This is a genomic window from Pseudomonas sp. D5(2026) (genome assembly GCF_057766845.1).
Genome location: NZ_CM173421.1, coordinates 274,145 through 296,615 on the forward strand (window position 1 = coordinate 274,145; position 22,471 = coordinate 296,615).

The following is a 22,471-nucleotide window of genomic DNA, read 5'->3' on the forward strand; positions in this document are numbered from 1 at the left end:
GAACCATGGCACTGGCCAAGCGCATTATCCCTTGCCTGGACGTGGACAACGGCCGGGTGGTCAAGGGCGTCAAGTTCGAGAACATCCGTGACGCCGGCGACCCGGTGGAAATCGCCCGTCGCTACGACGAGCAAGGTGCCGACGAAATCACCTTTCTCGACATCACCGCCAGCGTCGATGGCCGCGACACCACGCTGCATACCGTCGAGCGCATGGCCAGCCAGGTGTTCATCCCGCTGACGGTCGGTGGTGGCGTGCGTACCGTGCAGGACATCCGCAACCTGCTCAACGCCGGTGCCGACAAGGTCTCGATCAACACCGCCGCGGTGTTCAACCCAGAGTTTGTCGGCGAGGCGGCGGACCGTTTCGGTTCGCAGTGCATCGTTGTCGCCATCGATGCCAAGAAAGTGTCCGGGCCAGGTGAAGAGCCGCGCTGGGAGATTTTCACTCACGGCGGGCGCAAGCCGACCGGGCTGGATGCAGTCGAGTGGGCGAAGAAGATGGAAGGCCTGGGCGCTGGCGAGATCCTGCTGACCAGCATGGACCAGGACGGCATGAAGAACGGCTTCGACCTGGGAGTCACCCGCGCCATCAGTGATGCGCTGGGCATTCCGGTGATTGCCTCGGGGGGCGTGGGTAACCTGCAGCACCTGGCAGACGGCATTCTGGAAGGGCACGCCAGCGCGGTGCTGGCGGCCAGCATCTTCCACTTTGGCGAGTACACAGTGCCGGAGGCCAAGGCCTACATGGCTTCGCGCGGGATTGTCGTTCGCTGATCCATTGATCGGGGCTGCTTTGCAGCCCTTCGCGGGCACGCCCGCTCCCACAGAGATCTCAGCAAACCTGTGGGAGCGGGCGTGCCCGCGAAGGGCCGCGAAGCGGCCCCAATTGCCTCAGCCGAGGGTCTTGCCGAGCAGCGCGTGGTAAAGCTCGGTATCCCCGAGAATCCCCACCACCTTGTCGTTATCCTGCAGCACCAGCTTGTTGCCGGTCTGATAACGAATCTGCAGTGCGTCACGCATGCCAATATCGGCGTGCACCACAGTCGGCCTGCGCTCCAGCAACTCCACATCTTGCCCCGGTGCCCATTTCTGCATGTCCAGACCGTTCTGGCCCTGGCGTGCACGCTTGAGCGCGCCGCCTTCGCCAAGGTCCAGCCACGAGTCGATACCTGGGTCCAGGCACACCGAGCCATTGACCCGTTTGCAGTTGTCCAGGCTGCGCATCAGGCTGCGGCCGCACAGCACGTTCAGCGGGTTGGTATGGGCGACGAAGGTGCGCACGTATTCGTCGGCCGGGTTCAGCACGATCTCCTCCGGTTTGCTGTACTGGATGATCCGCCCGTCTTTCATGATCGCAATGCGGGTACCCAGTTTCAGCGCTTCGTCCAGGTCGTGGCTGACGAACACGATGGTTTTGCTCAGCTTGGCCTGCAGGCCAAGCAGCTCATCTTGCAGGCCCTGGCGGATCAGGGGATCCAGCGCCGAGAACGGTTCGTCCATCAGCAAGATGTCGGCATCCATCGCCAGCGCCCGGGCCAGGCCCACGCGCTGTTGCATGCCGCCAGAAAGCTCATCCGGCTTCTTGTTGCGCCACTGGGTCAGGCCCACCAGCTCAAGCTTCTCGTCGACCAGCTTGCGCCGTTCCTTTTCCGGACGACCCTGCATCTCCAAGCCAAAGCTGATGTTCTCGCGCACCGTCAGCCAGGGCATCAGGGCAAACTTCTGGAACACCATGGCAATGCGCTTGGTGCGCATCATCTTCAGTTCGGCCGCGGAGCAGTTGGCAATGTCGATGTGCCTGCCTTCGTGCTCGACGAACAACTTGCCGCGGCTGACGGTGTTGAGGCCGTTGATGCAGCGCAGCAGGCTCGACTTGCCCGAGCCGGACAAGCCCATCAGCACGCAGATCTCGCCTTTGTTGATATCGAGGTTGGCCTTTTCGACACCCACCACCAGGCCGGTCTGCTTGAGGATCTGCTCGCGGGTCTGGCCTTGGTCCAGCAGCGACAGTGCCTCGCGCGGCTTGTTGGAGAAGATGACGTCGACGTCTTCGAAACGAATGATGCTCATGCCTCACCCCTTACCGGCAGTTCCGGTTGCTTGCAGATACGGTCGAGCATGATTGCCAGCAGCACGATCGCCAGGCCCGCTTCGAAGCCCAGGGAGATATCGGCGGTGTTCAGTGCGTTGACCACAGGTTTGCCCAGGCCGTCAGCGCCGACCAGAGCGGCAATTACCACCATCGACAGCGACAGCATGATGCATTGAGTGACACCGGCGGCGATGCTTGGCATCGCGTGCGGAAGTTCGATACGGGTAAGCAGTTGCCGACGCGAGCAGCCAAAGGCCTTGCCGGCGTCCATCAACTCTTGGGGCACGTCGCAGATGCCCAGGTAGGTCAGGCGAATGGGCGCTGCGATGGCGAACACCACGGTGGAGATCAGCCCCGGTACCACGCCCAGGCCGAACAGGGTCAGGGTAGGGATCAGGTAGACGAAGGTGGGCACCGTCTGCATCAGGTCGAGCACCGGGCGCATGGCGGTATAGAACATCGGTTTGTGCGCGGCGAGGATGCCCAGTGGTACGCCGATCAACACACATACCACCGTGGCGAAGGTGACCTGCGCCAGGGTTTCCATGGTTTCCTGCCAGTAACCCAGGTTGAGGATCAGCAGGAACGACAGGGCAACGAACGCGGTCAGCGCCCACTTGCGCTGGATCAGGTGCGCCAGGGCGGCGAACAGGGCGATGAGAACGAGCGGGTTGAACCAGGTAAGGATACTGGTAACCCCGTAGATCATGAACTCCAGGCCTTGCGCGATGGCGTCGAAGTAATTCGCGCCATGCTGGGTCAGCCATTCGACGAACGACGCGATGTACTGGCCCAAAGGTATTTTCTGATCGATAAGCATGATAGCGAGCTTCCACCTGCATAGATTGAAATCAACCCGGAGCAGGCACGGTCCTGCCCCGAGGTAGCGCTACTGCGTAGTTCGTTATTGCGTAAGCTTGGCCTTGGCCGCCTCCAGGCCGGGTTTGCCATCAACGGTAGTTACGCCGGCCAGCCAGGCATCCAGCTTGCCTGGGTTGTCCTTGATCCATTTTCTGGCGGCGGCTTCGGGTTTCATCTTGTCGTCCAGGACATAGCCCATCATGGTGCTTTCATCCTTGAGCTCGAACGACAGGTTTTTAAGCAGTTGGCCAACGTTGCTGCATTCCTGCGTATACCCCTTGCGGGTGTTGGTCAGCACGGTGGCCTTGCCGAAGTCGGGGCCGAAGAATTCGTCCCCGCCGGTCAGGTACTGCATCTTGAAGCGAGTGTTCATCGGGTGTGGCTCCCAGCCCAGGAACACCATTGCCTCGCCGCGTTTCTGCGCGCGATCAACCTGCGACAGCATGCCCGCCTCGCTGGACTGCACGATCTTGAAACCGGCGTCCTTCAAGCCAAAGGCGTTCTTGTCGATCATGCTCTGGATGGTGCGGTTGCCGTCGTTACCCGGTTCGATGCCGTAGATCTTGCCGTTCAGTTCTTTCTTGAACTTGGGAATGTCGCTGAAATCTTTCAGGCCCTTGTCATACAGCGCCTGGGGGACTGCCAGGGTGTACTTGGCGTTTTCCAGGTTGGCGCGCACGGTTTCTACCGTGCCGGCGTCGCGGTATTGCTTGATGTCGTTCTCCATGGTCGGCATCCAGTTGCCGAGAAACACGTCCAGGTCCTTGCCGGTGGCCAGCGACTTGTAGGTCACCGGTACCGAGATCATGGTGGTGTGGGTCTTGTAACCCAGTGCTTCGAGCACAACGCTGGTGGTCGCGGTCGTGACTGTGATGTCGGTCCAGCCGACATCGGAGAAGCGTACAGTCTGACACTGCTCGGGTTCGGCTGCCTGGGCCAGCAATGGCGCGGACAGCAACGCAACCAGCAACAGCGAGGGTGAACCTTTCATGGATGGACTCCTGAGATATTGTCTTCGGGTTCGCGTGGGTCGCCGGGCTTTCTGAGGGTCCGGTCGACCAGGCCTGCAGAGGGCAGGATGCGTGGCCGTGCTTTACGAGTCGCTTTCGATAATCCTCCAGCGCCGGGCAATCGCCTACTGGTGGGGTCGTATCCAGTACGGAACGGGTCGTATCCAGTATGGGCGATGTCGCTTATGGATTTTTCCACCTCCTCACACGCATTTTTGCGTCACCAGGCCGCTGGAAAACGGCGTGGTGGGCGCAGTTCCTCGTTAAAAACAGCGCGGCGCTGCTGGACAAAAGTACGTCGGTTGCAGACGGCGAGGTGGGCGGTAAAAGCCCGATGATGCTGGCATTCAAGGCGGCCCGCTGTTTGAGCCTAGCAGCTACTCCGCCCTGCGCATGGCGCGCAGAGACAAGCCCAGCAAGAGGTGATTCGACAATGGCCATCAGCGTGTTCGACCTGTTCAAGATCGGTGTCGGGCCCTCCAGCTCCCACACCGTCGGCCCCATGCGTGCTGGCGCCCTGTTCGTTCAGGGCCTGCGCGAACGCGGCGAGCTGGAACGTGTAAAACGGATCGAAGTGCGCCTGTATGGCTCGCTGTCGGCCACCGGTATTGGTCATGGCACCGACAACGCCACCATCATGGGCCTGATGGGCGAGTGGCCTGACGCCATTGACCCGACCCAGATCGTGCCGCGTATCGCCGACCTGCGCGAAACCAACACCCTGCAGCTGGATAGCCGCTTGCCCATCGAGTTCGTCTGGGCCCGCGACATGCTGCTGCTGGACGAGAACCTGCCGTATCACCCCAACGCCATGACCCTGATTGCCGAAGGCGAGCAGGGCGAGTTGCACCGCGACACCTATTACTCGGTGGGTGGCGGCTTTGTAGTCGATGCAGCCCAAGCCGCCAGCGGTGTGCTGGATGCTGACCAGACGGTGTTGCCGTACGACTTCAACAGCGCCGCCGAACTGCTGCGCCTGTGCAAGCAAAACGACCTCAGCGTGTCGCAATTGATGATGGCCAACGAGAAGGTCTGGCGCAGCGAGGAAGACATCCGCGCTGGCCTGCACAAGCTCTGGGAAGCCATGCAGGAATGCGTCAACAACGGCCTCAAGTACGAGGGCACGCTACCGGGCGGGCTGAACGTGCGCCGCCGCGCCGCCAAGCTGCACCGCAGCCTGCAGGAAATCGGCAAGCCCAACGTGATCGGCTCGACCATGAGCGCCATGGAATGGGTCAACCTGTTCGCCTTGGCGGTCAATGAAGAAAACGCCGCCGGCGGGCGCATGGTGACCGCACCAACCAACGGCGCGGCGGGCATCATCCCGGCGGTGCTGCATTACTACATGCGTTTCAGTGATGAGGTTGATGAGTCCAGCGTTGTCGATTACTTCCTGGCCGCCGCCGCCGTGGGCATCCTGTGCAAGAAGAACGCCTCGATCTCTGGTGCCGAAGTAGGTTGCCAGGGGGAAGTCGGCTCGGCCTGCGCGATGGCCGCAGCAGGCCTTGCCGAAGTACTCGGCGCCACTCCCGCACAGGTTGAGAACGCCGCTGAAATTGCCCTGGAACATAACCTTGGCCTGACCTGCGACCCGGTTGGCGGGTTGGTGCAAGTGCCCTGCATCGAGCGCAACGCGATTGCTGCGGTGAAGGCCATCAACGCGGTGCAGATGGCGTTACGCGGTGATGGTGAGCACTTCATTTCCCTCGATCAGGTAATCCGCACCATGCGCGATACCGGGGCCGATATGCACGACAAGTACAAAGAGACCTCGCGCGGTGGCCTGGCGGTCAGCGCTATCGAGTGCTGATTTGCTGATCTGACCTCCAGGGCGTCTTCGCGGGCAAGCCCGCTCCTACAGGAACTGTGCAAATCCCTGTAGGAGCGGGCTTGCCCGCGAAGAGGCCCTTGAGGCTGATGCAGGTGCAACACAACCGCCTATGCCTCTTTATGGTGCGGTGATTTGCGGCCCGCCTACCGATCGTCGGATGTCGCGATCAGTGTAGGCGTTGTCGGTGACACTTAAAGGTGTCGCTTCTGGGAAACCCACGCGGCACGTGTCACTAAACTGCTCAACCGTTACAGGCAACGCGCTAGCTCGCCTGTTTTGGACGACTGGCCAACACGATGCAAGTACTTGAAATGCCCAATAAAGGCGTCGTTTTCAGGTTTTTTTGGATGGCCGTTCAAGTTTAGGCACGGCGTTTGCGTTGAGATTGGCAAGCCTACCCCCGGAAAATGACCGAGGGGTCATAACAAGAAGTAAGTGCCCGCCTGAGGCACACCCTGCATTTGTGTGAGGAGAAATCGCGATGACGTCGTACAACTCCGGGAATCCAACCCAGAACCGCACAACACCCCAGTCCATCGGGTTTCTTCTATTGGACAATTTCACCCTGATTTCCCTGGCATCGGCGGTCGAGCCGCTGCGCATGGCCAACCAGCTGTCTGGCCGTGAGCTGTATCGGTGGCACACGCTGACGATCGATGGCGGTCAGGTGTGGGCCAGCGATGGTCTGCAAATCACACCGGATGCGGCAATCAGCAATGCTCCGCCCATCGACACCGTGATTGTCTGTGGTGGTGTTGGCATCCAGCGTTCCGTCACCCGTGAACACGTCACCTGGTTGCAAGCCCAGGCCCGTCAGTCGCGCAGGTTGGGTGCCGTGTGCACCGGCAGTTGGGCACTGGCCTGCGCTGGCCTGCTCGACGGCTTCGATTGCAGCGTGCACTGGGAATGCCTGGCCGCAATGCAGGAAGCCTTCCCGCGGGTGAACATGAGCACCCGCCTGTTCACCCTTGACCGCAACCGCTTCACCAGCTCCGGTGGTACCGCGCCGCTGGACATGATGCTGCACCTGATCAGCCGTGATCACGGCCGTGAGCTGTCGGCGGCGATTTCCGAGATGTTCGTCTACGAGCGTATTCGCAACGAGCAGGACCACCAGCGTGTGCCGCTCAAACACATGCTTGGCACCAACCAGCCGAAGTTGCAGGAAATCGTCGCGTTGATGGAGGCCAATCTGGAGGAGCCGATCGACCTGGACGAACTGGCGGTGTATGTATCGGTTTCGCGACGCCAGCTTGAGCGCCTGTTCCAGAAGTACCTGCACTGCTCGCCGTCGCGCTACTACCTGAAGTTGCGCCTGATCCGTGCGCGGCAGCTGCTGAAGCAGACGCCAATGTCGATCATCGAAGTGGCATCGGTGTGCGGATTCGTGTCGACCCCGCACTTCTCCAAGTGCTATCGCGAGTACTTTGGCATTCCGCCGCGTGACGAGCGTGTGGGCTCCAACACCGCGCAGCAGGTGGCCATGATGCCGATTCCGCAGGCCATGACCCTGTCGCCGCACAGCGGGCCGATGGCGGCCCTTAGCCAGGCGCGCAACGAGTCGACATTTGCCAGTGTAAGGCTCTGAGACCGCGCCGGCCTCTTCGCGGGCACGCCCGCTCCCACAGGTCACCCGCTGAACTGAGCCAGCGGTGATCTGTGGGGGCGGGCTTGTTCCGCGAAGGGGCCGGGCCTGGGTAAAAGAATTACGCGCGTTTGTTGAACTGCGCCAACGCTGGCAACAGTTGCTTGTCGATGGCCTGGCGCACCGCAGGCAGGATCGTCGCACTACCGGTGTACATCTGCTCCACCATCCCCTTCAGCGCCCGCGCATTGGGCTCGGTCAGCCCACGAACCACCGCTTCACACGCCTGTTCGGCACTGGCCCCGGCAGGAATATCGAAACCGCGCGCGCGCAGGTGGCCGGCGAGGTCGTCCTGATCAATCAAATCCGCATGCATCATGGCTGTTGTCCCTTTTATCGCTAAGAGAGTGCTGCTGTGATTTACGACCGATTCTGTGACGTGCGCGACAGCCTCGCAAGGACAGAATGTCGCCATGGCTGCTTTGGCTAAGAACAGGTCGTTTACGACTAAATCCCCTGCCAGGCAAGCACGCACACTGAAGCCATTCACGGTACAGAGGGTTTGGTCACCCTCGCTCACACGCAGTGGATGTTGCTCGCTCTTGGCCCCGGTAGCTCACGGCTTTCCGGGGTTATTTTTTTGCAACCGTTATTTATGTAAGTTGTTGAGAGTCGATGCATATAGACTGGAAAAATCAAAGTTTGGCTTATTGGATGCAGTGTTTATTTTTGTGAGGTGCACAGCCTCGGAGCATACAGACTGTTGGGGATATTCGTGTCGATGCCACTAGGGGCTAAGGTTACTTTCGACCGTCAGAAGGTGCGCGAGCCAACCTGGTAACAATGCTTTCGACGTTTAGCATTTACTGTGGTATCGCGAAAACGCCAGCGTCCATGGAGACGGCTTTCTCGGCCATTAGTTGCTTTGGTGCGTTAACCCTCGAATTAGGGCATAACATGGGGGCCTCGCATAACGACGAGGATCCAGGCATATAGCGCCAAATTTCCATACGCAGATGCGGACGTCGCAGTGCGCCATACCCTATCACTCAACCCGCAGCTGCAGAATCAAGGGGTTCCGATAGGTTCGGCGGATAAGAATGATGTGGCGCGAACTTTCAAGGCGCCATGGCGCTTCCTAGATATGGAAACCCTGGCGCCCGCTCTCGGATCACTCAAGAGGGAAGTTTTATGGTACGCCCCATGTATTGCGGCGCCAGTGCCCCCTCCTGTTGCTCTACCAAGTGATTCAATTGGCAAACAGTCGCGTGCCCAAAAGGCGCTGACTGCGGCCCCGCCAGGTCCACGTGCAGTAACATCTGCTCGCTCGCCGCCAGCACCTCGTCGAACCCTGCCCGGTGCAGGCTGTGATACACATGAAGACGCTTACGATCAAAGCCGATGATCTGCGTCTGCACCCACACCTCGGTGCCCAGCTTCACCTCGTGCAGATAATTGATGTGCGCCTCCAGCGTGAACAGCGAATTTCCGCTTTGCCCACGGCTGTCGGCGTCCAGGCCAATGCGCTCCATCAGGGCATCGGTCGCGTAGCTGAAGATCAGCAGGTAGAAGGCATCGCGAAGGTGCCCGTTGTAATCGACCCAGTCCTCCTGGACCGTGGTGCGGTAGGTGATCAGAGCAGGCATCTTGGTCTCCTTAATCGCTGAACGACATGCCGTGGCTGGCCTTGCTCGACTTCACCGCTTCCAGTACCGCCAGCAAGGTGTCGTCACGGTAGCGCTCCAGTGCAGCGATGCTGCGCTCGCCCTGTTGCTCAGCGGTGCCGCTCACCACATCGTCGATCAGCTTGTCGGTCAGTTCCGGTGCTGGCAGGTACGTCCAGGGCAGCTTCAGGGCAGGGCCGAACTGTGACATGAAGTGGCGCATGCCGGCATCGCCACCGGCCAGGGTATAGGTCAGAAACGTGCCCATGAACGACCAGCGCAAGCCTGCGCCGAAACGGATCGCGTCGTCGATTTCGCCCGTGGTGGCAACCCCGTCGTTGACCAGGTGCAGAGCCTCGCGCCATAGCGCCTCGAGCAGGCGGTCGGCGATGAAGCCTGGCACTTCCTTGCGCACATGCAGCGGGCGCATGCCGAGTGCGGTGTAGATGGTTTTGGCAGCTTCAATGGCCTCGGGTGAGGTGCGGCTGCCGCCGACGATCTCGACCAGCGGCAGCAGGTACACCGGGTTGAACGGGTGGCCGACGACGCAGCGTTCAGGGTGAGTGGACGACTCGTAGAACTCGCTGGGCAGCAGGCCCGAAGTGCTTGAACCGATGATTGCGTCAGGCTTGGCTGCGGCGCTGATTTTGGCGTGCAGGTCGAGCTTGAGGTCCAGGCGCTCTGGTGCGCTTTCCTGGATGAAATCGGCGTTACGTACGCATTCCTCGATGGTCGCCACGAACTTCAGGCGGTCTTGCGATGCGCCGGGTGCCAGGCCCTGTTTTTCTAGCGCCGGCCAGGTGTTGGCGATCCGTTTGCGCAGTGCCTGTTCGGCGCCGGGCGCCGGGTCCCAGGCCACCACGTCCAGGCCGTGGGCCAGGGCGCGGGCAACCCAGCCGCTGCCGATCACGCCGCTACCCAGGGCGGCGAAGGTTTTGATTTCAGTGATAAAGGGCATAGCTAGTCCTCAGGGTAAAACACAGTCATCAGGGTTACTGCCTAACCCTGTGGGAGCGGGCATGCCCGCGAACACCGGCGCGGCCGGTGCCATCCATCGCGTTGCCTGCTTCACGGGCACGCCCGCTCCCACAGGGTCTTCGGTGCATTTGCGATCGTTGAAAGGATCAGCAGCGCTTGAGGTTCATTTTTTCTCGGCCTTCTGCCGGGCTGAGCACGCGGCCACCCATGCGGGTGATGATCTCGCTTGCGCGTTCCACCAGTTGGCCATTGCTGGCCAGCACGCCACGGTCCAGATACAGGTTGTCCTCCAGACCTACCCGCACATTGCCGCCGAGCAACACAGCCTGAGCAGCCATAGGCATCTGCATGCGGCCGATGCCGAAGCCGGCCCAGGTGACGTTGGCTGGCAGGTTGTCGACCATGGCCTTCATGGTGGTGGTGTCGGCCGGTGCGCCCCACGGGATGCCCAGGCACAGCTGGAACAACGGGTCTTCGAGCAGGCCTTCCTTCATCATTTGCTTGGCGAACCACAGGTGGCCGGTGTCGAAGATTTCCAGCTCGGCCTTCACCCCCAGCTCGGTGATGCGCTTGGCGCCGGCGCGCAGTTGGGCCGGGGTGGACACATAGATCGAGTTGCCGTCACCAAAGTTGAGGGTGCCGCAATCGAGGGTGCAGATTTCCGGCAACAGTGCTTCGACATGGGCCAGGCGCTCCAGCGGGCCGATCAGGTCGGTGCCCGGGCCGAACTCCAGCGGCGTTTCACCCGGGCCGATTTCCAGGTCGCCGCCCATGCCGGCGGTGAGGTTGACGATGATGTCCACGTCAGCTTCGCGGATGCGTTCCATGACTTCGCGGTAGAGGTTTACATCACGGCTGAAACGGCCGGTCTGCGGGTCGCGGACGTGGCAGTGGACCACGGTGGCACCTGCTTTGGCGGCTTCCACGGCGGATTCGGCGATCTGTTTGGGCGTGACCGGGACCAGGTGGCTTTTCGAGGCGGTGTCGCCTGCGCCGGTGAGGGCACAGGTGATGATGACGTCGTGGTTCATGGTGCAGTTCCTTGTGATGTCTGTGTTGGCTTTTTCGTGGGCATGCCCGCTCCCACAGGATCAATGTGATCCCGAGTGTGGCGGCGTACCTGTGGGAGCGGGCGTGCCCGCGAAAGGGCCCTGTCAGTTGGCGGTAAGCTTGAGGTTGTCAGCAGCCGGCTTGCCATCGAAGGTGGTCACACCCTCAAGCCAGCGCGCCTTGTCATCGGGGTGGTCCTTGAGCCACTGGCGGGCTGATTCCAGCGCGTCCTTGTGGTCGAGCAGTGGCTGCATCATGCGGCTCTCGTCCTCGGCGCTGAACTTAAGGTTGGCCAGCAGGCGGTGGGCATTGGGGCAGCGTTCGGCGTAGTCCGGCGCCGTCACTGTCCACACCGTCGCACGGCCTTCGTCAGGGCCGAGCGCATCCCGGCTGTCACCTAGGTAGGCCATGTCGATGTTCACGTTCATCGGGTGCGGCGCCCAGCCGAAGAACACCACGGCCTCCTTGCGCCGCACCGCGCGGTCGACGGCGGCGAGCATGCCGGCCTCGCTGGACTCGACCAGCTGGAACTTGCCCAGGTCGAACTGGTTCTTGGTGATCATTGCCTTGATCTGGGTGTTGGCGCCGGAACCCGGTTCAATGCCATAGATCTTGCCGCCCAGCTCTTTCTCGAACTTGTGGATGTCGGCGAAGGTCTTCAGGCCCTTGTCGTAGAGGTATTTCGGCACGGCCAAGGTGGCGCGCGCGTCTTCCAGGCTTGGCTTGTCCAGCACTTTGACCTGGTTGGCATCGATGAACGGGGTAATGGTCTGAGTCATGATCGGGTTCCAGTACCCCAGGAACATGTCCAGGCGCTTGTCGCGGATGCCGGCGAAGATGATCTGTTGCGAGGCACTGGTCTGTTTGGTCTGGTACCCCAGGCCGTCGAGCAGCACCTGGGCCATGGCGCTGGTGGCAATGACGTCGGTCCAGTTGACCACACCAAGGCGCACGTTTTTGCAGACGGCGGGCTCGGCGGCGAAAAGCGGGGTGGCAACGATGCTGCTCAGGGCAAGTGACAACAGGCTGCGGCGGATCAAGCTGTGCATGGTGGCTCTCCATCGGCAGTGCGTATTGTTATTGAGGGCGGCCTCTGCGGACCGTGTGAATACGCTACGCTGGCGCTACCTTGCCCAAGCGCACGCTAGCGACAGGAATTAGCACCTGGGCGACCAGTTTTCTGTGGAGGAGGGGATGATGGAGACGATAGCCTTTCTGTTGGTGCCCGGGTTTTCCGCCATGGGGTTCATTTCGGCGGTGGAGCCACTGCGGGTGGCCAATCGTTTTGGTGGGCAGTTGTACCGGTGGCAGGTGCTAAGCCTGGATGGTGAGGCGGTGCTGGCGAGCAATGGCATGTCGATCAATGCCGATGCCGCCTTGGGGGAGGGGGAGCCGGCCAACATCCTGCTGGTGGTTGCGGGCTTCGAGCCACTGGCCAATGTCGCACCCAAACTGCTGCATGCGCTGCGCCGGCTCAACCACGAAGCTGTCATGCTCGGTGGTATCGACACGGGCGCGATGGTGCTGGCCGAGGCAGGGCTGCTCGAGGGCTACCGAGCGACATTGCATTGGGAGGCGCTTGAGGCATTCAAGGAACGCTATCCAGGCCTTCAGGCCACCCAAGAGCTGTTCGAGATTGACCGCAGCCGCATCACCTGTGCCGGCGGAACGGCCTCGATCGATTTGATGCTGCACCTGATTGCCCAGTCTCACGGCAGCGAACTGGCGGTCAAGGTGTCCGAGCAGTTCGTGCTGGGTCGCATCCGTCAGCGCCAGGACCACCAGCGCATGCAGATCGGTGCGCGTTATGGCATCAGCAACAAGAAGCTGATCCATGCCATCGGCGAAATGGAAAAACACATAGAGCCACCACTGAGCACGCTGGATCTGGCTGCCGCGATCAGGGTAACAAGGCGTCAATTGGAGCGTTTGTTTCGCATGCACCTTGATGCCACACCGAGCAGTTTCTATCTCGCGTTACGGCTGGACAAGGCGCGCCAGCTGCTGGCCCAGACCGACATGTCGGTGACTGAAGTCAGCCTTGCCTGTGGGTTTGAACTGCCATCGTATTTCACGCGGCGCTACAAGCTCAGGTTTGGAAGGTGCCCGCGGGAGGAGCGTCGGCCTGGGGGTACAAAGTGAGCTTCAATCCAGCTCGCGCTCGAGAATCGCCCTCAGTTTTTCACGATTCCTTGCTTGCAGATCCTTGCGAAGCGAGGCAAAACCCGCTGCATTGAAGCGTGCACCCAGATGGTCGAATATCAGGTTCAACTTTCTGGTGGGCTCGACCGGGTCGGTAATGCAGTAGGTGTAAAACAGGATCGCAACCGGAACCTGGTCCCCTTCATGGTCCATTTCGATGCTTAGATGTGAAGAGGCGTTCATTACGGTGAAAGTATGCGTACCTGCCGACTGCAGAGCGGCTTGAACATTTTCTTCAAGGCTCTTGAACCAAGGCCCTTTCTCGCGGGGCGGGGGTAGATAGCCACTGTACACATCGCTCAATGCAAGCAGGTGCGGCTCATACACAATGGTTTTATGTGTATGTTCGAACAAGGTGAATTTCAATGATTGCAAGGTGGCGAGAGCGACAGCGAACCATTGCTGAGGCTGGGTCTCCATCGAGTATTTTTCATTGGCCATCGCTTGTGAATAACGCAGGCATAGCTGCAAATCTTCCCATGTCTCGAGTGTCAGCCAGGGCGCAGGCTTGATTCTTAGCCGCTCCTCGAATATTCGGGTGTCCAGGCTTGTATCGCCCATGTGGCATTGCTCCTCGATGGATGTATATGACCAGAACCGGGTACCAGCGCGCTCTGGTACCCGGCTTCGCTAATCAGATAGCGAGAAACGCGGCGATGTCGCCTTTGATCTTCTCGTTCACAAGATCACGTGCAGCGTCGAAGTGACGAACGCTGAACGTGCCCTGCTGCGACGCGCGATAGACGCGGGTAGAGGTTTTGTCGACCTTGCGGGTCAGGGCGCCTTCACGCTCGACTTTCGAGTCGTAGCTGGCCTGGAAGCTGGTCATGTGCATCGCCGGCAGGCCTTGTGGCGTCATTTCGCACTGGGCGACCACGAAGTTGCTCGATTTGCCGGATTCGCTGTGGCTGTGCTTTTCCAGATGCGCCTTGACTTCCGGTTTCTGCACGACAATTTGCAGAACACGCCTGGCGCAGGCGGCGCGACGAGGGTCCGCAGAGACACTGATGGTGACGGACTTGGTGATCAGCTCTGCCAAGGTCAGGTTGTCCTCATCAATGGCATCTTCGGCATGTGCTGCACCCGTCATGGTCCAGCCGAACTTGATCAGGCCATCGTTGTAGAAGTTGTACCACTCGCGCTGCTGGGTTTCCTTGTCGAACTTCTTGTTGGCCAGTTCGGTCATCAAGCGCATGCCGGCCAGGATGTCTTCTGCAATGTTGGCAGGGACATTGTCAGCGAAGACGCAGATGGTCTGGCCGGTAGCGGCTACGCGCTCTTGACCCTCTTTGCGGATTTTTTCCATTTCAACTTTGATGTCAGCCACTTTGTAATTCCTTGATAGTTGTGAGTTCCAAGACACACATGGTGAGCACGTGGTCTGAGGGCACTATCGAGTAATTACGCAGGGGACATCAGCGGCATGTTGTTCCTCTGGAGTTGATCGTTCACTCGCGCGTACTGATCAATCTTCGGGTGCCAGCTCGTCACCGTTTTGCAGGCCCAGGCTGCGCAAGTACTCCGCTCGCTCATCGCTGTGCTGTGCAATGCAGCTGTTCCAGGCGATCTGGTAGGCCTTGCTGCCTGGTTGTTCAGCATGGGTTTCGACCTTGCAGTCTGCATCGCGCAGTTGGCTCCAGACTTGCTCGGCTGCCTCTAATCGCGACATCAGGCCGGCCTCGTCGCCAAACTGATCACGCATGCGCGCGACCAGGTCGTCGTAGGCCGACTGCAGCTCACGCTCGGCGATCTGCTTGTTGAATGCTGCGCAGGCGAAGGTCTGCTGGTCGGTCTCCACATTGTCGCAAGGTGTGCTTTCTTCCTCGCTGGCCTGGGCCCCGCTCACGATGGCCAGCAGCACCAGCCATGCCATTGATTTCATCCGCTTTCTCCTCAACAGGCTGTCGAATCGCAGGGATTCTCGCTCAGCCTGAGGCCAGGTGGTAGCTCCCTGACCAAATGTTCATGCAGCGGTCGCAAATGGCGTTATCGAGACTGCCTCTCATCGCCGAAAGACGCGCCAGACGTGCTCATGTCGCGCATTGACGCTTTCGGCAAACCCCCTGTCGTTTTTGCACCGGGGCGCCTCGGGGCACAGGCATATGCTGGCCTCAAAGCGCCGGCAGAAGGTTTGGCGCGACCCAACTCTATAAAAGGGGACAGCCTGATGAGCCCAGCCGAATTACACGCCGACAGCATCGTCATCGATGGCCTGATCATCGCCAAATGGAACCGCGAGCTGTTCGAAGACATGCGCAAAGGCGGTCTCACTGCGGCCAACTGCACGGTGTCGGTCTGGGAAGGGTTCAAGGCTACCGTCGACAACATCGCGTCCAGCCAGAAACTGATCCGCGACAACAGCGACCTGGTGATGCCGGTGCGCACCACCGCCGACATCCGCAAGGCCAAGGAGCTGGGCAAGACCGGCATCCTCTTCGGCTTCCAGAACGCCCATGCGTTCGAGGACCAGATCGCTTATGTGGACGTGTTCAAGCAGCTGGGCGTGGGCATCGTGCAGATGTGCTACAACACCCAGAACCTGGTTGGCACCGGCTGCTACGAGCGTGATGGCGGGCTGTCCGGCTTCGGCCGCGAGATCGTTGCCGAGATGAACCGTGTCGGCATCATGTGCGACCTGTCCCACGTCGGTTCCAAGACTTCCGAAGAAGTCATCCTCGAATCGAAAAAGCCGGTGTGCTACTCGCACTGCCTGCCCTCGGGCCTGAAAGAGCACCCGCGCAACAAGTCGGACGAAGAGCTGAAATTCATCGCCGATCACGGCGGTTTCGTTGGCGTCACCATGTTCGCGCCGTTCCTGGCCAAAGGCATTGACTCGACCATCGATGACTACGCCGAAGCCATCGAATACACCATGAATATCGTCGGTGAAGACGCCATCGGTATCGGTACCGACTTCACCCAGGGTCACGGCCAGGACTTCTTCGAATACCTGACCCATGACAAGGGCTACGCCCGCCGTCTGACCAACTTCGGCAAGATCATCAACCCACTGGGCATTCGCACTGTCGGCGAATTCCCCAACCTCACCGAGACCTTGCTCAAGCGCGGCCACTCCGAGCGTGTGGTACGCAAGATCATGGGCGAGAACTGGGTAAACGTCCTCAAGGATGTCTGGGGCGAGTAAGCCGCTCTCCAAGCCTGATAGCCCCTGCCAGCAACGCCGGGGCACCCACAAAAAATTTTTATGGAGTTGAGTTTCCATGGCCAAAATCGCCCCGCAATTGCCAATCGAAGTCGACAGCGAGACCGGTGTCTGGACCAGCGACGCCTTGCCGATGCTGTATGTGCCTCGGCATTTCTTCGTCAATAACCATATGGGCATCGAGGAAGTGCTGGGCGCCGACGCCTATGCCGAAATCCTCTACAAGGCTGGCTACAAGTCCGCTTGGCACTGGTGTGAAAAAGAGGCCGAGTGCCATGGCCTGGAAGGCGTAGCGGTGTTCGAGCACTACATGAAGCGTCTGAGCCAGCGTGGCTGGGGCCTGTTCGAGATCCAGGATATCGACCTGGATAAAGGTACCTGCAGCGTCAAGCTCAAGCACTCTGCATTCGTGTACGTCTATGGCAAGTGCGGCCGCAAGGTCGACTACATGTTCACCGGCTGGTTCGCTGGCGCGATGGACCAGATTCTCGCTGCCCGCGGCAGCAAGATCCGCACCGTGGCCGAGCAGGTCTATGGCGGGTCGGAAGAAGGCCACGAAGATGGCCTGTTCATTACAAAGCCGTTGTAAGCCGGAGATAGCGTCATGGCATTCGAAGCAATGTTCCAGCCGATCCAGATCGGCAAACTGACCATCCGCAACCGTGTGCTCAGCACTGCGCACGCCGAGGTCTACGCCACTGACGGCGGCATGACGACCGACCGCTATGTGAAGTACTACGAAGAGAAGGCCAAGGGCGGCATCGGCCTGGCCATCTGTGGCGGCTCGTCGGTGGTGGCCATCGACAGCCCGCAGGAGTGGTGGGCATCGGTCAACTTGTCGACCGACCGCATCATCCCGCACTTCCAGAATCTTGCCGACGCCATGCACAAGCATGGCGCCAAGATCATGATCCAGATTACCCACATGGGCCGTCGCTCGCGTTGGGACGGCTTCAACTGGCCGACGCTGATGTCGCCATCGGGCATTCGCGAACCTGTGCACCGCGCCACCTGCAAAACCATTGAGGTGGAAGAGATCTGGCGGGTAATCGGCAACTACGCGCAGGCTGCGCGTCGCGCCAAAGAGGGTGGCCTGGACGGCGTGGAATTGTCGGCGGTGCACCAGCACATGATCGACCAGTTCTGGAGCCCGCGGGTCAACAAGCGTACCGACGAATGGGGCGGCACCTTTGAAGGCCGCATGAAATTCGGCCTGGAAGTGCTGAAAGCCGTGCGTGCCGAAGTGGGTGACGACTTCTGCGTGGGCATGCGTATCTGTGGTGACGAGTTCCATCCCGATGGCCTCAGCCACGAAGACATGAAGCAGATCGCCGCCTACTACGACGCCACCGGCATGCTCGACTTCATCGGTGTGGTCGGTTCGGGTTGCGATACTCACAACACCCTGGCCAACGTCATCCCCAACATGAGCTACCCGCCGGAGCCGTTCCTGCACCTGGCGGCCGGTATCAAGGAAGTGGTCAAGGTCCCGGTGCTGCACGCGCAGAACATCAAAGACCCGAACCAGGCCACGCGCATCCTTGAAGGCGGCTACGTGGACATGGTCGGCATGACCCGTGCGCACATGGCAGACCCGCACCTGATCGCCAAGATCAAGATGGGCCAGATCGACCAGATCAAGCAGTGTGTCGGTGCCAACTACTGCATCGACCGCCAGTACCAGGGCCTGGATGTGCTGTGCATCCAGAACGCCGCGACTTCCCGTGAATACATGGGTGTGCCGCACATCATCGAGAAGACCACTGGCGTCAAGCGCAAGGTGGTGGTGGTTGGCGCAGGCCCTGCCGGGATGGAAGCTGCCCGCGTGGCGGCTGAACGCGGCCACGACGTGACCCTGTTCGAGAAGAGGGACCAGATCGGCGGGCAGATCACCATCGCCGCCAAGGCCCCGCAGCGTGACCAGATTGCCGGTATCACCCGCTGGTACCAGCTTGAACTGGCTCGTCTGAAAGTCGACTTGCGCCTGGGCACTGCCGCTGATGTGGCCGCCATTCAGGACCTGCGCCCGGACGTCATCGTGCTGGCGGTAGGTGGGCACTCGTTCCTGGAGCAGAACGAGCACTGGGGCGCTGCTGAAGGGCTGGTGGTCAGCAGCTGGGATGTGCTCGATGGCAAGGTAGCGCCGGGCAAGAACGTGCTGGTGTACGACACCATCTGCGAATTCACCGGTATGTCGGTAGCCGACTTCATCGCCGACAAAGGCAGCCAGGTCGAGATCGTCACCGACGACATCAAGCCAGGCGTGGCCATGGGTGGTACCACCTTCCCCACCTACTACCGCAGCATGTACCCCAAAGAAGTGATCATGACCGGCGACATGATGCTGGAAAAGGTCTACCGCGAAGGCGACAAGCTGGTGGCGGTACTGGAGAACGAATACACCGGCGCCAAGGAAGAGCGCGTGGTCGATCAGGTAGTGGTCGAGAACGGCGTGCGCCCTGACGAAGAGCTGTACTACGCGCTCAAGGAAGGTTCGCGCAACAAGGGCCAGATCGACGTGGAGGCGCTGTTCGCCATCAAGCCACAGCCGATCCTGAGCCAGCCGGGCGAAGGCTACCTGCTGTACCGCATCGGCGACTGCGTGGCCCAGCGCAACGTGCATGCGGCGATCTACGACGCCTTGCGCCTCTGCAAGGACTTCTGATCGTTAACAGTCGCCGCCATCGGGCGCGATCCCTGTAGGAGCGGGTTCACCCGCGAATGCGTCAGCACTGACAACACTGTTGCCTGACCGGATGCATTCGCGGGTGGACCCGCTCCTACATGGGGCCAGTCTCGCCCTCTGGTCGGCGCAAGAATCCAGCTGTTTGTGGGGAGTCTCCCATGTTGAACACCCTTCTACCCATTCTGCTGTTCGCTGCCCTTGGCCTGGCAGTGCTCGGTGCCTTGCGCCGGGTACGCATGTGGCGCCGTGGCCGGCCGTCCAAGGTCAACCTGATCGGCGGCCTGCTGGCCATGCCGCGCCGCTACCTGGTGGACCTGCACCACGTGGTTGAGCGCGACAAATACATGTCCAAGACCCACGTGGCCACTGCGGGCGGCTTTGTGCTGTCCGCTGCCCTGGCGATTCTGGTGCATGGTTTTGGCCTGCAGAGCAAGATCCTCGGCTATGCACTGCTGGTAGCCACGGTGATCATGTTCACCGGCGCCATCTTTGTCTTCAAACGCCGCCTCAACCCGCCCTCTCGCCTGTCCAAGGGCCCGTGGATGCGCCTGCCGAAGAGTTTGCTGGCGTTCGCCGTGAGCTTCTTCATTGCCACCCTGCCGGTCGCCGGTATCCTGCCGGCCAACACCGGTGGCTGGGTGATGGTCGCCATTCTGGGCCTGGGCGTGCTGTGGGGTGTATCGGAGCTGTTCTTTGGCATGACCTGGGGCGGCCCGATGAAGCACGCCTTCGCCGGTGCCTTGCACCTGGCCTGGCACCGCCGTGCCGATCGCTTCGGCGGCGGCCGCTCCACCGGCCTAAAGCCGCTGGATCTGGAAGACCCGAACGCCCCCCTGGGGGTGGAAAAACCGGTGGACTTCACCTGGAACCAGCTGCTGGGCTTCGATGCCTGCGTGCAGTGCGGTAAATGTGAAGCCATGTGCCCGGCCTTTGCCGCTGGCCAGCCGCTGAACCCGAAAAAACTCATTCAGGACATGGTCATCGGCCTTGCCGGTGGCACGGACGCGCAATTTGCCGGTAGCCCGTACCCTGGCAAACCGATCGGCGAACACGGCGGCAATCCGCATCAGCCGATCGTCAATGGCCTGGTCGACGCCGAAACGCTGTGGTCCTGCACCACCTGCCGTGCCTGCGTCGAGGAGTGCCCGATGATGATCGAGCACGTCGATGCCATCGTCGACATGCGCCGCCACCTCACCCTGGAAAAGGGCGCTACCCCGAACAAGGGCGCCGAGGTGCTGGACAACCTGATCGCTACCGACAACCCTGGCGGCTTCGCCCCCGGCGGGCGCATGAACTGGGCTGCCGACCTTAACCTGCAACTGCTGTCTGAAGTCAAAGCGACCGAAGTGTTGTTCTGGGTTGGCGATGGTGCCTTCGACATGCGTAACCAGCGCACTTTGCGTTCGTTTGTCAAAGTGTTGAAAGCCTCGGGCGTGGACTTCGCCGTACTCGGCCTGGAAGAGCGCGACAGCGGCGACGTGGCGCGCCGTCTGGGCGATGAGGCTACCTTCCAGCAACTGGCCAAACGCAACATCCAGACCCTGGCCAAGTACAAGTTCCAGCGCATCGTCACCTGCGATCCGCACAGCTTCCATGTGCTGAAGAACGAATACGGCGCCCTGGGCGGTGATTACCAGGTGCAGCACCACAGCACCTACATCGCCGAACTGATCGCGGCCAAGAAGCTCAACCTCGGCCAGCACAAGGGTGGTAGCGTCACCTACCACGATCCGTGCTACCTGGGCCGCTACAACGGCGAGTACGAAGCCCCGCGCGAAGTGCTCAAGGCGCTGGGTATCGAAGTGCGCGAGATGCAGCGCTCGGGCTTCCGTTCCCGTTGCTGCGGTGGTGGCGGCGGTGCGCCGATCACTGATATCCCTGGCAAGCAGCGTATTCCCGATATGCGCATGGACGACATCCGTGAAACCGAGGCCGAGCTGGTAGCTGTGGGTTGCCCGCAGTGCACTGCCATGCTTGAAGGCGTGGTCGAACCGCGCCCGCAGATCAAGGACTTGGCTGAACTGGTAGCCGACGTGCTGATCGAGGAGGACGGCTCCACTGTCCCAAAGCCGCAAACGGCTAAACGTGAACCTGCGGAGGTGCACTGATGAGCGACATTATCCGCCGCGATCCACGCGCCGAGTGGATCGCCCGTAACCGTCTGCACCCGCTGCATGCCGCGATGCAGACGCAGCAGACCAGCTGGATGGGGCCTAACGGCATCATCCGCAAGAATCCGCATGCGATTGCCGCGGGCTTTGTCGGCCCGGCCGGCATCAAGCGTATCGACCGCAGCGGCGCCCAGCAGGGCACCGGTGCGGGCGGGCGACGCACGGCGGCGGTCGAGGTCAAGTTGCCACTGCACCAGGTGCCGGAGCCGGCGTTCTACATTGCCGTCGTGCCGGACATGGTTGGTGGCCGCCTGAGCAGCCACGACCGCGACCTGCTCGGCCTGGCCCACAGCCTGGCCGGCAGCGACGGGGCGGTGCTGGCAGTGGTGTTCAACGAGCACAAGGAAAGCAACTTTTCCACAGCCGGTGTCGACCGCCTGCTGGTTATCGAAGGCGAGGCCTTTGAAGGTTATGCACCGGAGCAACTGGTGCAAGGCCTGCGGACTGTGGATAACCAGTTCACGCCGCGCCACTGGTTGCTGCCCGACAGCCGCACCGGTGGCGGTGAACTGGGTCGGCGCCTGGGCGCAGCGCTGGGCGAGCGCCCGGCAACGCGGGTATGGCAGGTCAAGGACGGCCAGTGCATCGGCCGCGCCGGTGCCGGCCAGCAAGACCTGCAACGCGCCGTGCCGCGCCTGATCCTGGCGGCAGCCGAGTGCGCCGAGCCGGTCAGCGAGACTCGTCACGAAGCGCTGCCGGTGGAGTTGTCCACAAGTGTGGTGCGCAGCCTGCCGCGCATCGAAGACCTTGGCTCGGTGGCCGTCGACCCGGCCACCATTGCCATGGCCGAAGCCGAGTTCATCGTCTCGGGCGGCAACGGTGTCAAGGACTGGGACCTGTACCACAAGGCCACCGCAGCCCTCGGCGCTACCGAAGGTGCCTCGCGGGTGGCAGTGGACGACGGCTTCATGCCGCGCAACCGCCAAGTGGGGGCCACCGGCACCTGGGTTACCGCGCGTGTCTACGTGGCTGTGGGTATCTCGGGCGCGATCCAGCACCTGCAGGGTATCGGTGCCTGCGACAAGGTGGTGGCGATCAACATGGATCCGGGCTGCGACATGATCAAACGGGCTGACCTGTCGGTGATTGGCGACAGCTCGGCGATTCTCAAGGCGTTGATCGAGGCTGTGGAAAACTTCCGCAGCGGCGGCCAGCGCGACGCGGCATAAGGGC

20 protein-coding genes are annotated in these 22,471 nt (G+C 61.1%); 9 read left to right on the top strand and 11 right to left on the bottom strand.

Going from position 1 to position 22,471, the window contains the following annotated elements:
* Positions 1–5 precede the first annotated feature (5 nt).
* Entirely contained in the window at positions 6–776 is a 771-nt protein-coding gene (gene hisF / locus AC3B5Q_RS01255; protein ID WP_013970495.1) for an imidazole glycerol phosphate synthase subunit HisF, read from the top strand.
* 117 nt (positions 777–893) lie between these two features.
* Here hisF and choV read toward each other — a convergent pair whose 3' ends face one another.
* From choV to AC3B5Q_RS01270, 3 genes are all read right to left on the bottom strand, one after another.
* Positions 894–2,072 (bottom strand): choline ABC transporter ATP-binding protein, encoded by a 1,179-nt coding sequence (gene choV, locus AC3B5Q_RS01260; RefSeq protein ID WP_404701587.1) that lies wholly within the window; start codon positions 2,070–2,072, stop codon positions 894–896.
* A complete protein-coding gene (gene choW / locus AC3B5Q_RS01265; protein WP_172402799.1) occupies positions 2,069–2,917 on the bottom strand; it encodes a choline ABC transporter permease subunit in 849 nt (282 codons plus the stop codon). Before choW ends, choV begins: the two co-directional genes overlap by 4 nt.
* Before the next feature lie 81 nt (positions 2,918–2,998).
* Entirely contained in the window at positions 2,999–3,946 is a 948-nt protein-coding gene (locus AC3B5Q_RS01270; RefSeq protein WP_021782637.1) for a choline ABC transporter substrate-binding protein, read from the bottom strand.
* 452 nt (positions 3,947–4,398) lie between these two features.
* Between AC3B5Q_RS01270 and AC3B5Q_RS01275 the strand changes: the two genes are divergently transcribed.
* Positions 4,399–5,775, top strand: coding sequence for an L-serine ammonia-lyase (locus AC3B5Q_RS01275; protein ID WP_019439081.1), 1,377 nt, complete (start codon positions 4,399–4,401; stop codon positions 5,773–5,775).
* Positions 5,776–6,277: 502 nt separating this feature from the next.
* Positions 6,278–7,384 (top strand): choline metabolism transcriptional regulator GbdR, encoded by a 1,107-nt coding sequence (gene gbdR, locus AC3B5Q_RS01280; protein WP_021782638.1) that lies wholly within the window; start codon positions 6,278–6,280, stop codon positions 7,382–7,384.
* 118 nt (positions 7,385–7,502) lie between these two features.
* Here the strand turns inward: gbdR and AC3B5Q_RS01285 are convergent, their stop codons facing one another.
* The 5 genes from AC3B5Q_RS01285 to choX form a co-directional block, all read right to left on the bottom strand.
* On the bottom strand, positions 7,503–7,760 hold the full coding sequence (locus tag AC3B5Q_RS01285; RefSeq protein ID WP_003255717.1) for a hypothetical protein: 258 nt from the start codon (positions 7,758–7,760) through the stop codon (positions 7,503–7,505).
* 796 nt (positions 7,761–8,556) lie between these two features.
* Entirely contained in the window at positions 8,557–9,027 is a 471-nt protein-coding gene (locus tag AC3B5Q_RS01290; RefSeq protein ID WP_103470226.1) for a thioesterase family protein, read from the bottom strand.
* Positions 9,028–9,037: 10 nt separating this feature from the next.
* Complete coding sequence (locus tag AC3B5Q_RS01295; protein ID WP_488392798.1) at positions 9,038–10,003, bottom strand: L-carnitine dehydrogenase; 966 nt, start codon at positions 10,001–10,003, stop codon at positions 9,038–9,040.
* 166 nt (positions 10,004–10,169) lie between these two features.
* Positions 10,170–11,054 (bottom strand): 3-dehydrocarnitine:acetyl-CoA trimethylamine transferase CdhC, encoded by an 885-nt coding sequence (cdhC, locus tag AC3B5Q_RS01300; RefSeq protein WP_021782643.1) that lies wholly within the window; start codon positions 11,052–11,054, stop codon positions 10,170–10,172.
* Positions 11,055–11,177: 123 nt separating this feature from the next.
* On the bottom strand, positions 11,178–12,122 hold the full coding sequence (choX, locus tag AC3B5Q_RS01305; protein WP_103443358.1) for a choline ABC transporter substrate-binding protein: 945 nt from the start codon (positions 12,120–12,122) through the stop codon (positions 11,178–11,180).
* A gap of 145 nt (positions 12,123–12,267) precedes the next feature.
* On the opposite strand from choX, the gene AC3B5Q_RS01310 reads away from it, so the two are divergent.
* A complete protein-coding gene (locus AC3B5Q_RS01310) occupies positions 12,268–13,215 on the top strand; it encodes a GlxA family transcriptional regulator (RefSeq protein WP_021782645.1) in 948 nt (315 codons plus the stop codon).
* Between the two features lie 3 nt (positions 13,216–13,218).
* On the opposite strand, the gene AC3B5Q_RS01315 is transcribed toward AC3B5Q_RS01310, so the two are convergent.
* The 3 genes from AC3B5Q_RS01315 to AC3B5Q_RS01325 all read right to left on the bottom strand — a co-directional run bounded on the left by AC3B5Q_RS01315 (position 13,219) and on the right by AC3B5Q_RS01325 (position 15,157).
* Positions 13,219–13,836: a hypothetical protein gene (locus AC3B5Q_RS01315; protein WP_021782646.1), complete on the bottom strand. Its 618-nt coding sequence runs from the start codon at positions 13,834–13,836 to the stop codon at positions 13,219–13,221.
* A 73-nt stretch (positions 13,837–13,909) separates the two neighbouring features.
* On the bottom strand, positions 13,910–14,602 hold the full coding sequence (locus AC3B5Q_RS01320) for a hypothetical protein (protein ID WP_003255705.1): 693 nt from the start codon (positions 14,600–14,602) through the stop codon (positions 13,910–13,912).
* A 138-nt stretch (positions 14,603–14,740) separates the two neighbouring features.
* Positions 14,741–15,157, bottom strand: coding sequence for a lysozyme inhibitor LprI family protein (locus tag AC3B5Q_RS01325; protein ID WP_028697317.1), 417 nt, complete (start codon positions 15,155–15,157; stop codon positions 14,741–14,743).
* A gap of 285 nt (positions 15,158–15,442) precedes the next feature.
* On the opposite strand from AC3B5Q_RS01325, the gene AC3B5Q_RS01330 reads away from it, so the two are divergent.
* The 5 genes from AC3B5Q_RS01330 (at position 15,443) to etfA (ending at position 22,467) form a co-directional block, all read left to right on the top strand.
* The gene (locus AC3B5Q_RS01330) at positions 15,443–16,420 is read left to right on the top strand and encodes a dipeptidase (protein ID WP_003255700.1); all 978 of its coding nucleotides are present in this window, start codon (positions 15,443–15,445) and stop codon (positions 16,418–16,420) included.
* 76 nt (positions 16,421–16,496) lie between these two features.
* Positions 16,497–17,027: a DUF5943 domain-containing protein gene (locus AC3B5Q_RS01335; RefSeq protein ID WP_021782648.1), complete on the top strand. Its 531-nt coding sequence runs from the start codon at positions 16,497–16,499 to the stop codon at positions 17,025–17,027.
* 15 nt (positions 17,028–17,042) lie between these two features.
* On the top strand, positions 17,043–19,103 hold the full coding sequence (gene dgcA, locus AC3B5Q_RS01340) for a dimethylglycine demethylation protein DgcA (protein WP_003255697.1): 2,061 nt from the start codon (positions 17,043–17,045) through the stop codon (positions 19,101–19,103).
* A gap of 179 nt (positions 19,104–19,282) precedes the next feature.
* Positions 19,283–21,235, top strand: a complete 1,953-nt coding sequence (gene dgcB, locus AC3B5Q_RS01345) for a dimethylglycine demethylation protein DgcB (RefSeq protein ID WP_021782649.1) — start codon at positions 19,283–19,285, stop codon at positions 21,233–21,235.
* Entirely contained in the window at positions 21,235–22,467 is a 1,233-nt protein-coding gene (gene etfA, locus AC3B5Q_RS01350; protein ID WP_021782650.1) for an electron transfer flavoprotein subunit alpha, read from the top strand. The genes dgcB and etfA overlap by 1 nt, the downstream gene beginning before the upstream one ends.
* Positions 22,468–22,471: the final 4 nt, after the last annotated feature.

Bases quoted from the DNA above. Each gene is read 5' to 3' on its own strand.
- hisF (WP_013970495.1), top strand. From the start codon at position 6: ATGGCACTGGCCAAGCGCATTATCCCTTGCCTGGACGTGGACAACGGC.
- choV (WP_404701587.1), bottom strand. From the start codon at position 2,072: ATGAGCATCATTCGTTTCGAAGACGTCGACGTCATCTTCTCCAACAAG.
- AC3B5Q_RS01270 (WP_021782637.1), bottom strand. From the start codon at position 3,946: ATGAAAGGTTCACCCTCGCTGTTGCTGGTTGCGTTGCTGTCCGCGCCA.
- AC3B5Q_RS01275 (WP_019439081.1), top strand. From the start codon at position 4,399: ATGGCCATCAGCGTGTTCGACCTGTTCAAGATCGGTGTCGGGCCCTCC.
- gbdR (WP_021782638.1), top strand. From the start codon at position 6,278: ATGACGTCGTACAACTCCGGGAATCCAACCCAGAACCGCACAACACCC.
- AC3B5Q_RS01285 (WP_003255717.1), bottom strand. From the start codon at position 7,760: ATGATGCATGCGGATTTGATTGATCAGGACGACCTCGCCGGCCACCTG.
- AC3B5Q_RS01290 (WP_103470226.1), bottom strand. From the start codon at position 9,027: ATGCCTGCTCTGATCACCTACCGCACCACGGTCCAGGAGGACTGGGTC.
- AC3B5Q_RS01295 (WP_488392798.1), bottom strand. From the start codon at position 10,003: ATGCCCTTTATCACTGAAATCAAAACCTTCGCCGCCCTGGGTAGCGGC.
- cdhC (WP_021782643.1), bottom strand. From the start codon at position 11,054: ATGAACCACGACGTCATCATCACCTGTGCCCTCACCGGCGCAGGCGAC.
- choX (WP_103443358.1), bottom strand. From the start codon at position 12,122: ATGCACAGCTTGATCCGCCGCAGCCTGTTGTCACTTGCCCTGAGCAGC.
- AC3B5Q_RS01310 (WP_021782645.1), top strand. From the start codon at position 12,268: ATGATGGAGACGATAGCCTTTCTGTTGGTGCCCGGGTTTTCCGCCATG.
- AC3B5Q_RS01315 (WP_021782646.1), bottom strand. From the start codon at position 13,836: ATGGGCGATACAAGCCTGGACACCCGAATATTCGAGGAGCGGCTAAGA.
- AC3B5Q_RS01325 (WP_028697317.1), bottom strand. From the start codon at position 15,157: ATGAAATCAATGGCATGGCTGGTGCTGCTGGCCATCGTGAGCGGGGCC.
- AC3B5Q_RS01330 (WP_003255700.1), top strand. From the start codon at position 15,443: ATGAGCCCAGCCGAATTACACGCCGACAGCATCGTCATCGATGGCCTG.
- AC3B5Q_RS01335 (WP_021782648.1), top strand. From the start codon at position 16,497: ATGGCCAAAATCGCCCCGCAATTGCCAATCGAAGTCGACAGCGAGACC.
- dgcA (WP_003255697.1), top strand. From the start codon at position 17,043: ATGGCATTCGAAGCAATGTTCCAGCCGATCCAGATCGGCAAACTGACC.
- dgcB (WP_021782649.1), top strand. From the start codon at position 19,283: ATGTTGAACACCCTTCTACCCATTCTGCTGTTCGCTGCCCTTGGCCTG.
- etfA (WP_021782650.1), top strand. From the start codon at position 21,235: ATGAGCGACATTATCCGCCGCGATCCACGCGCCGAGTGGATCGCCCGT.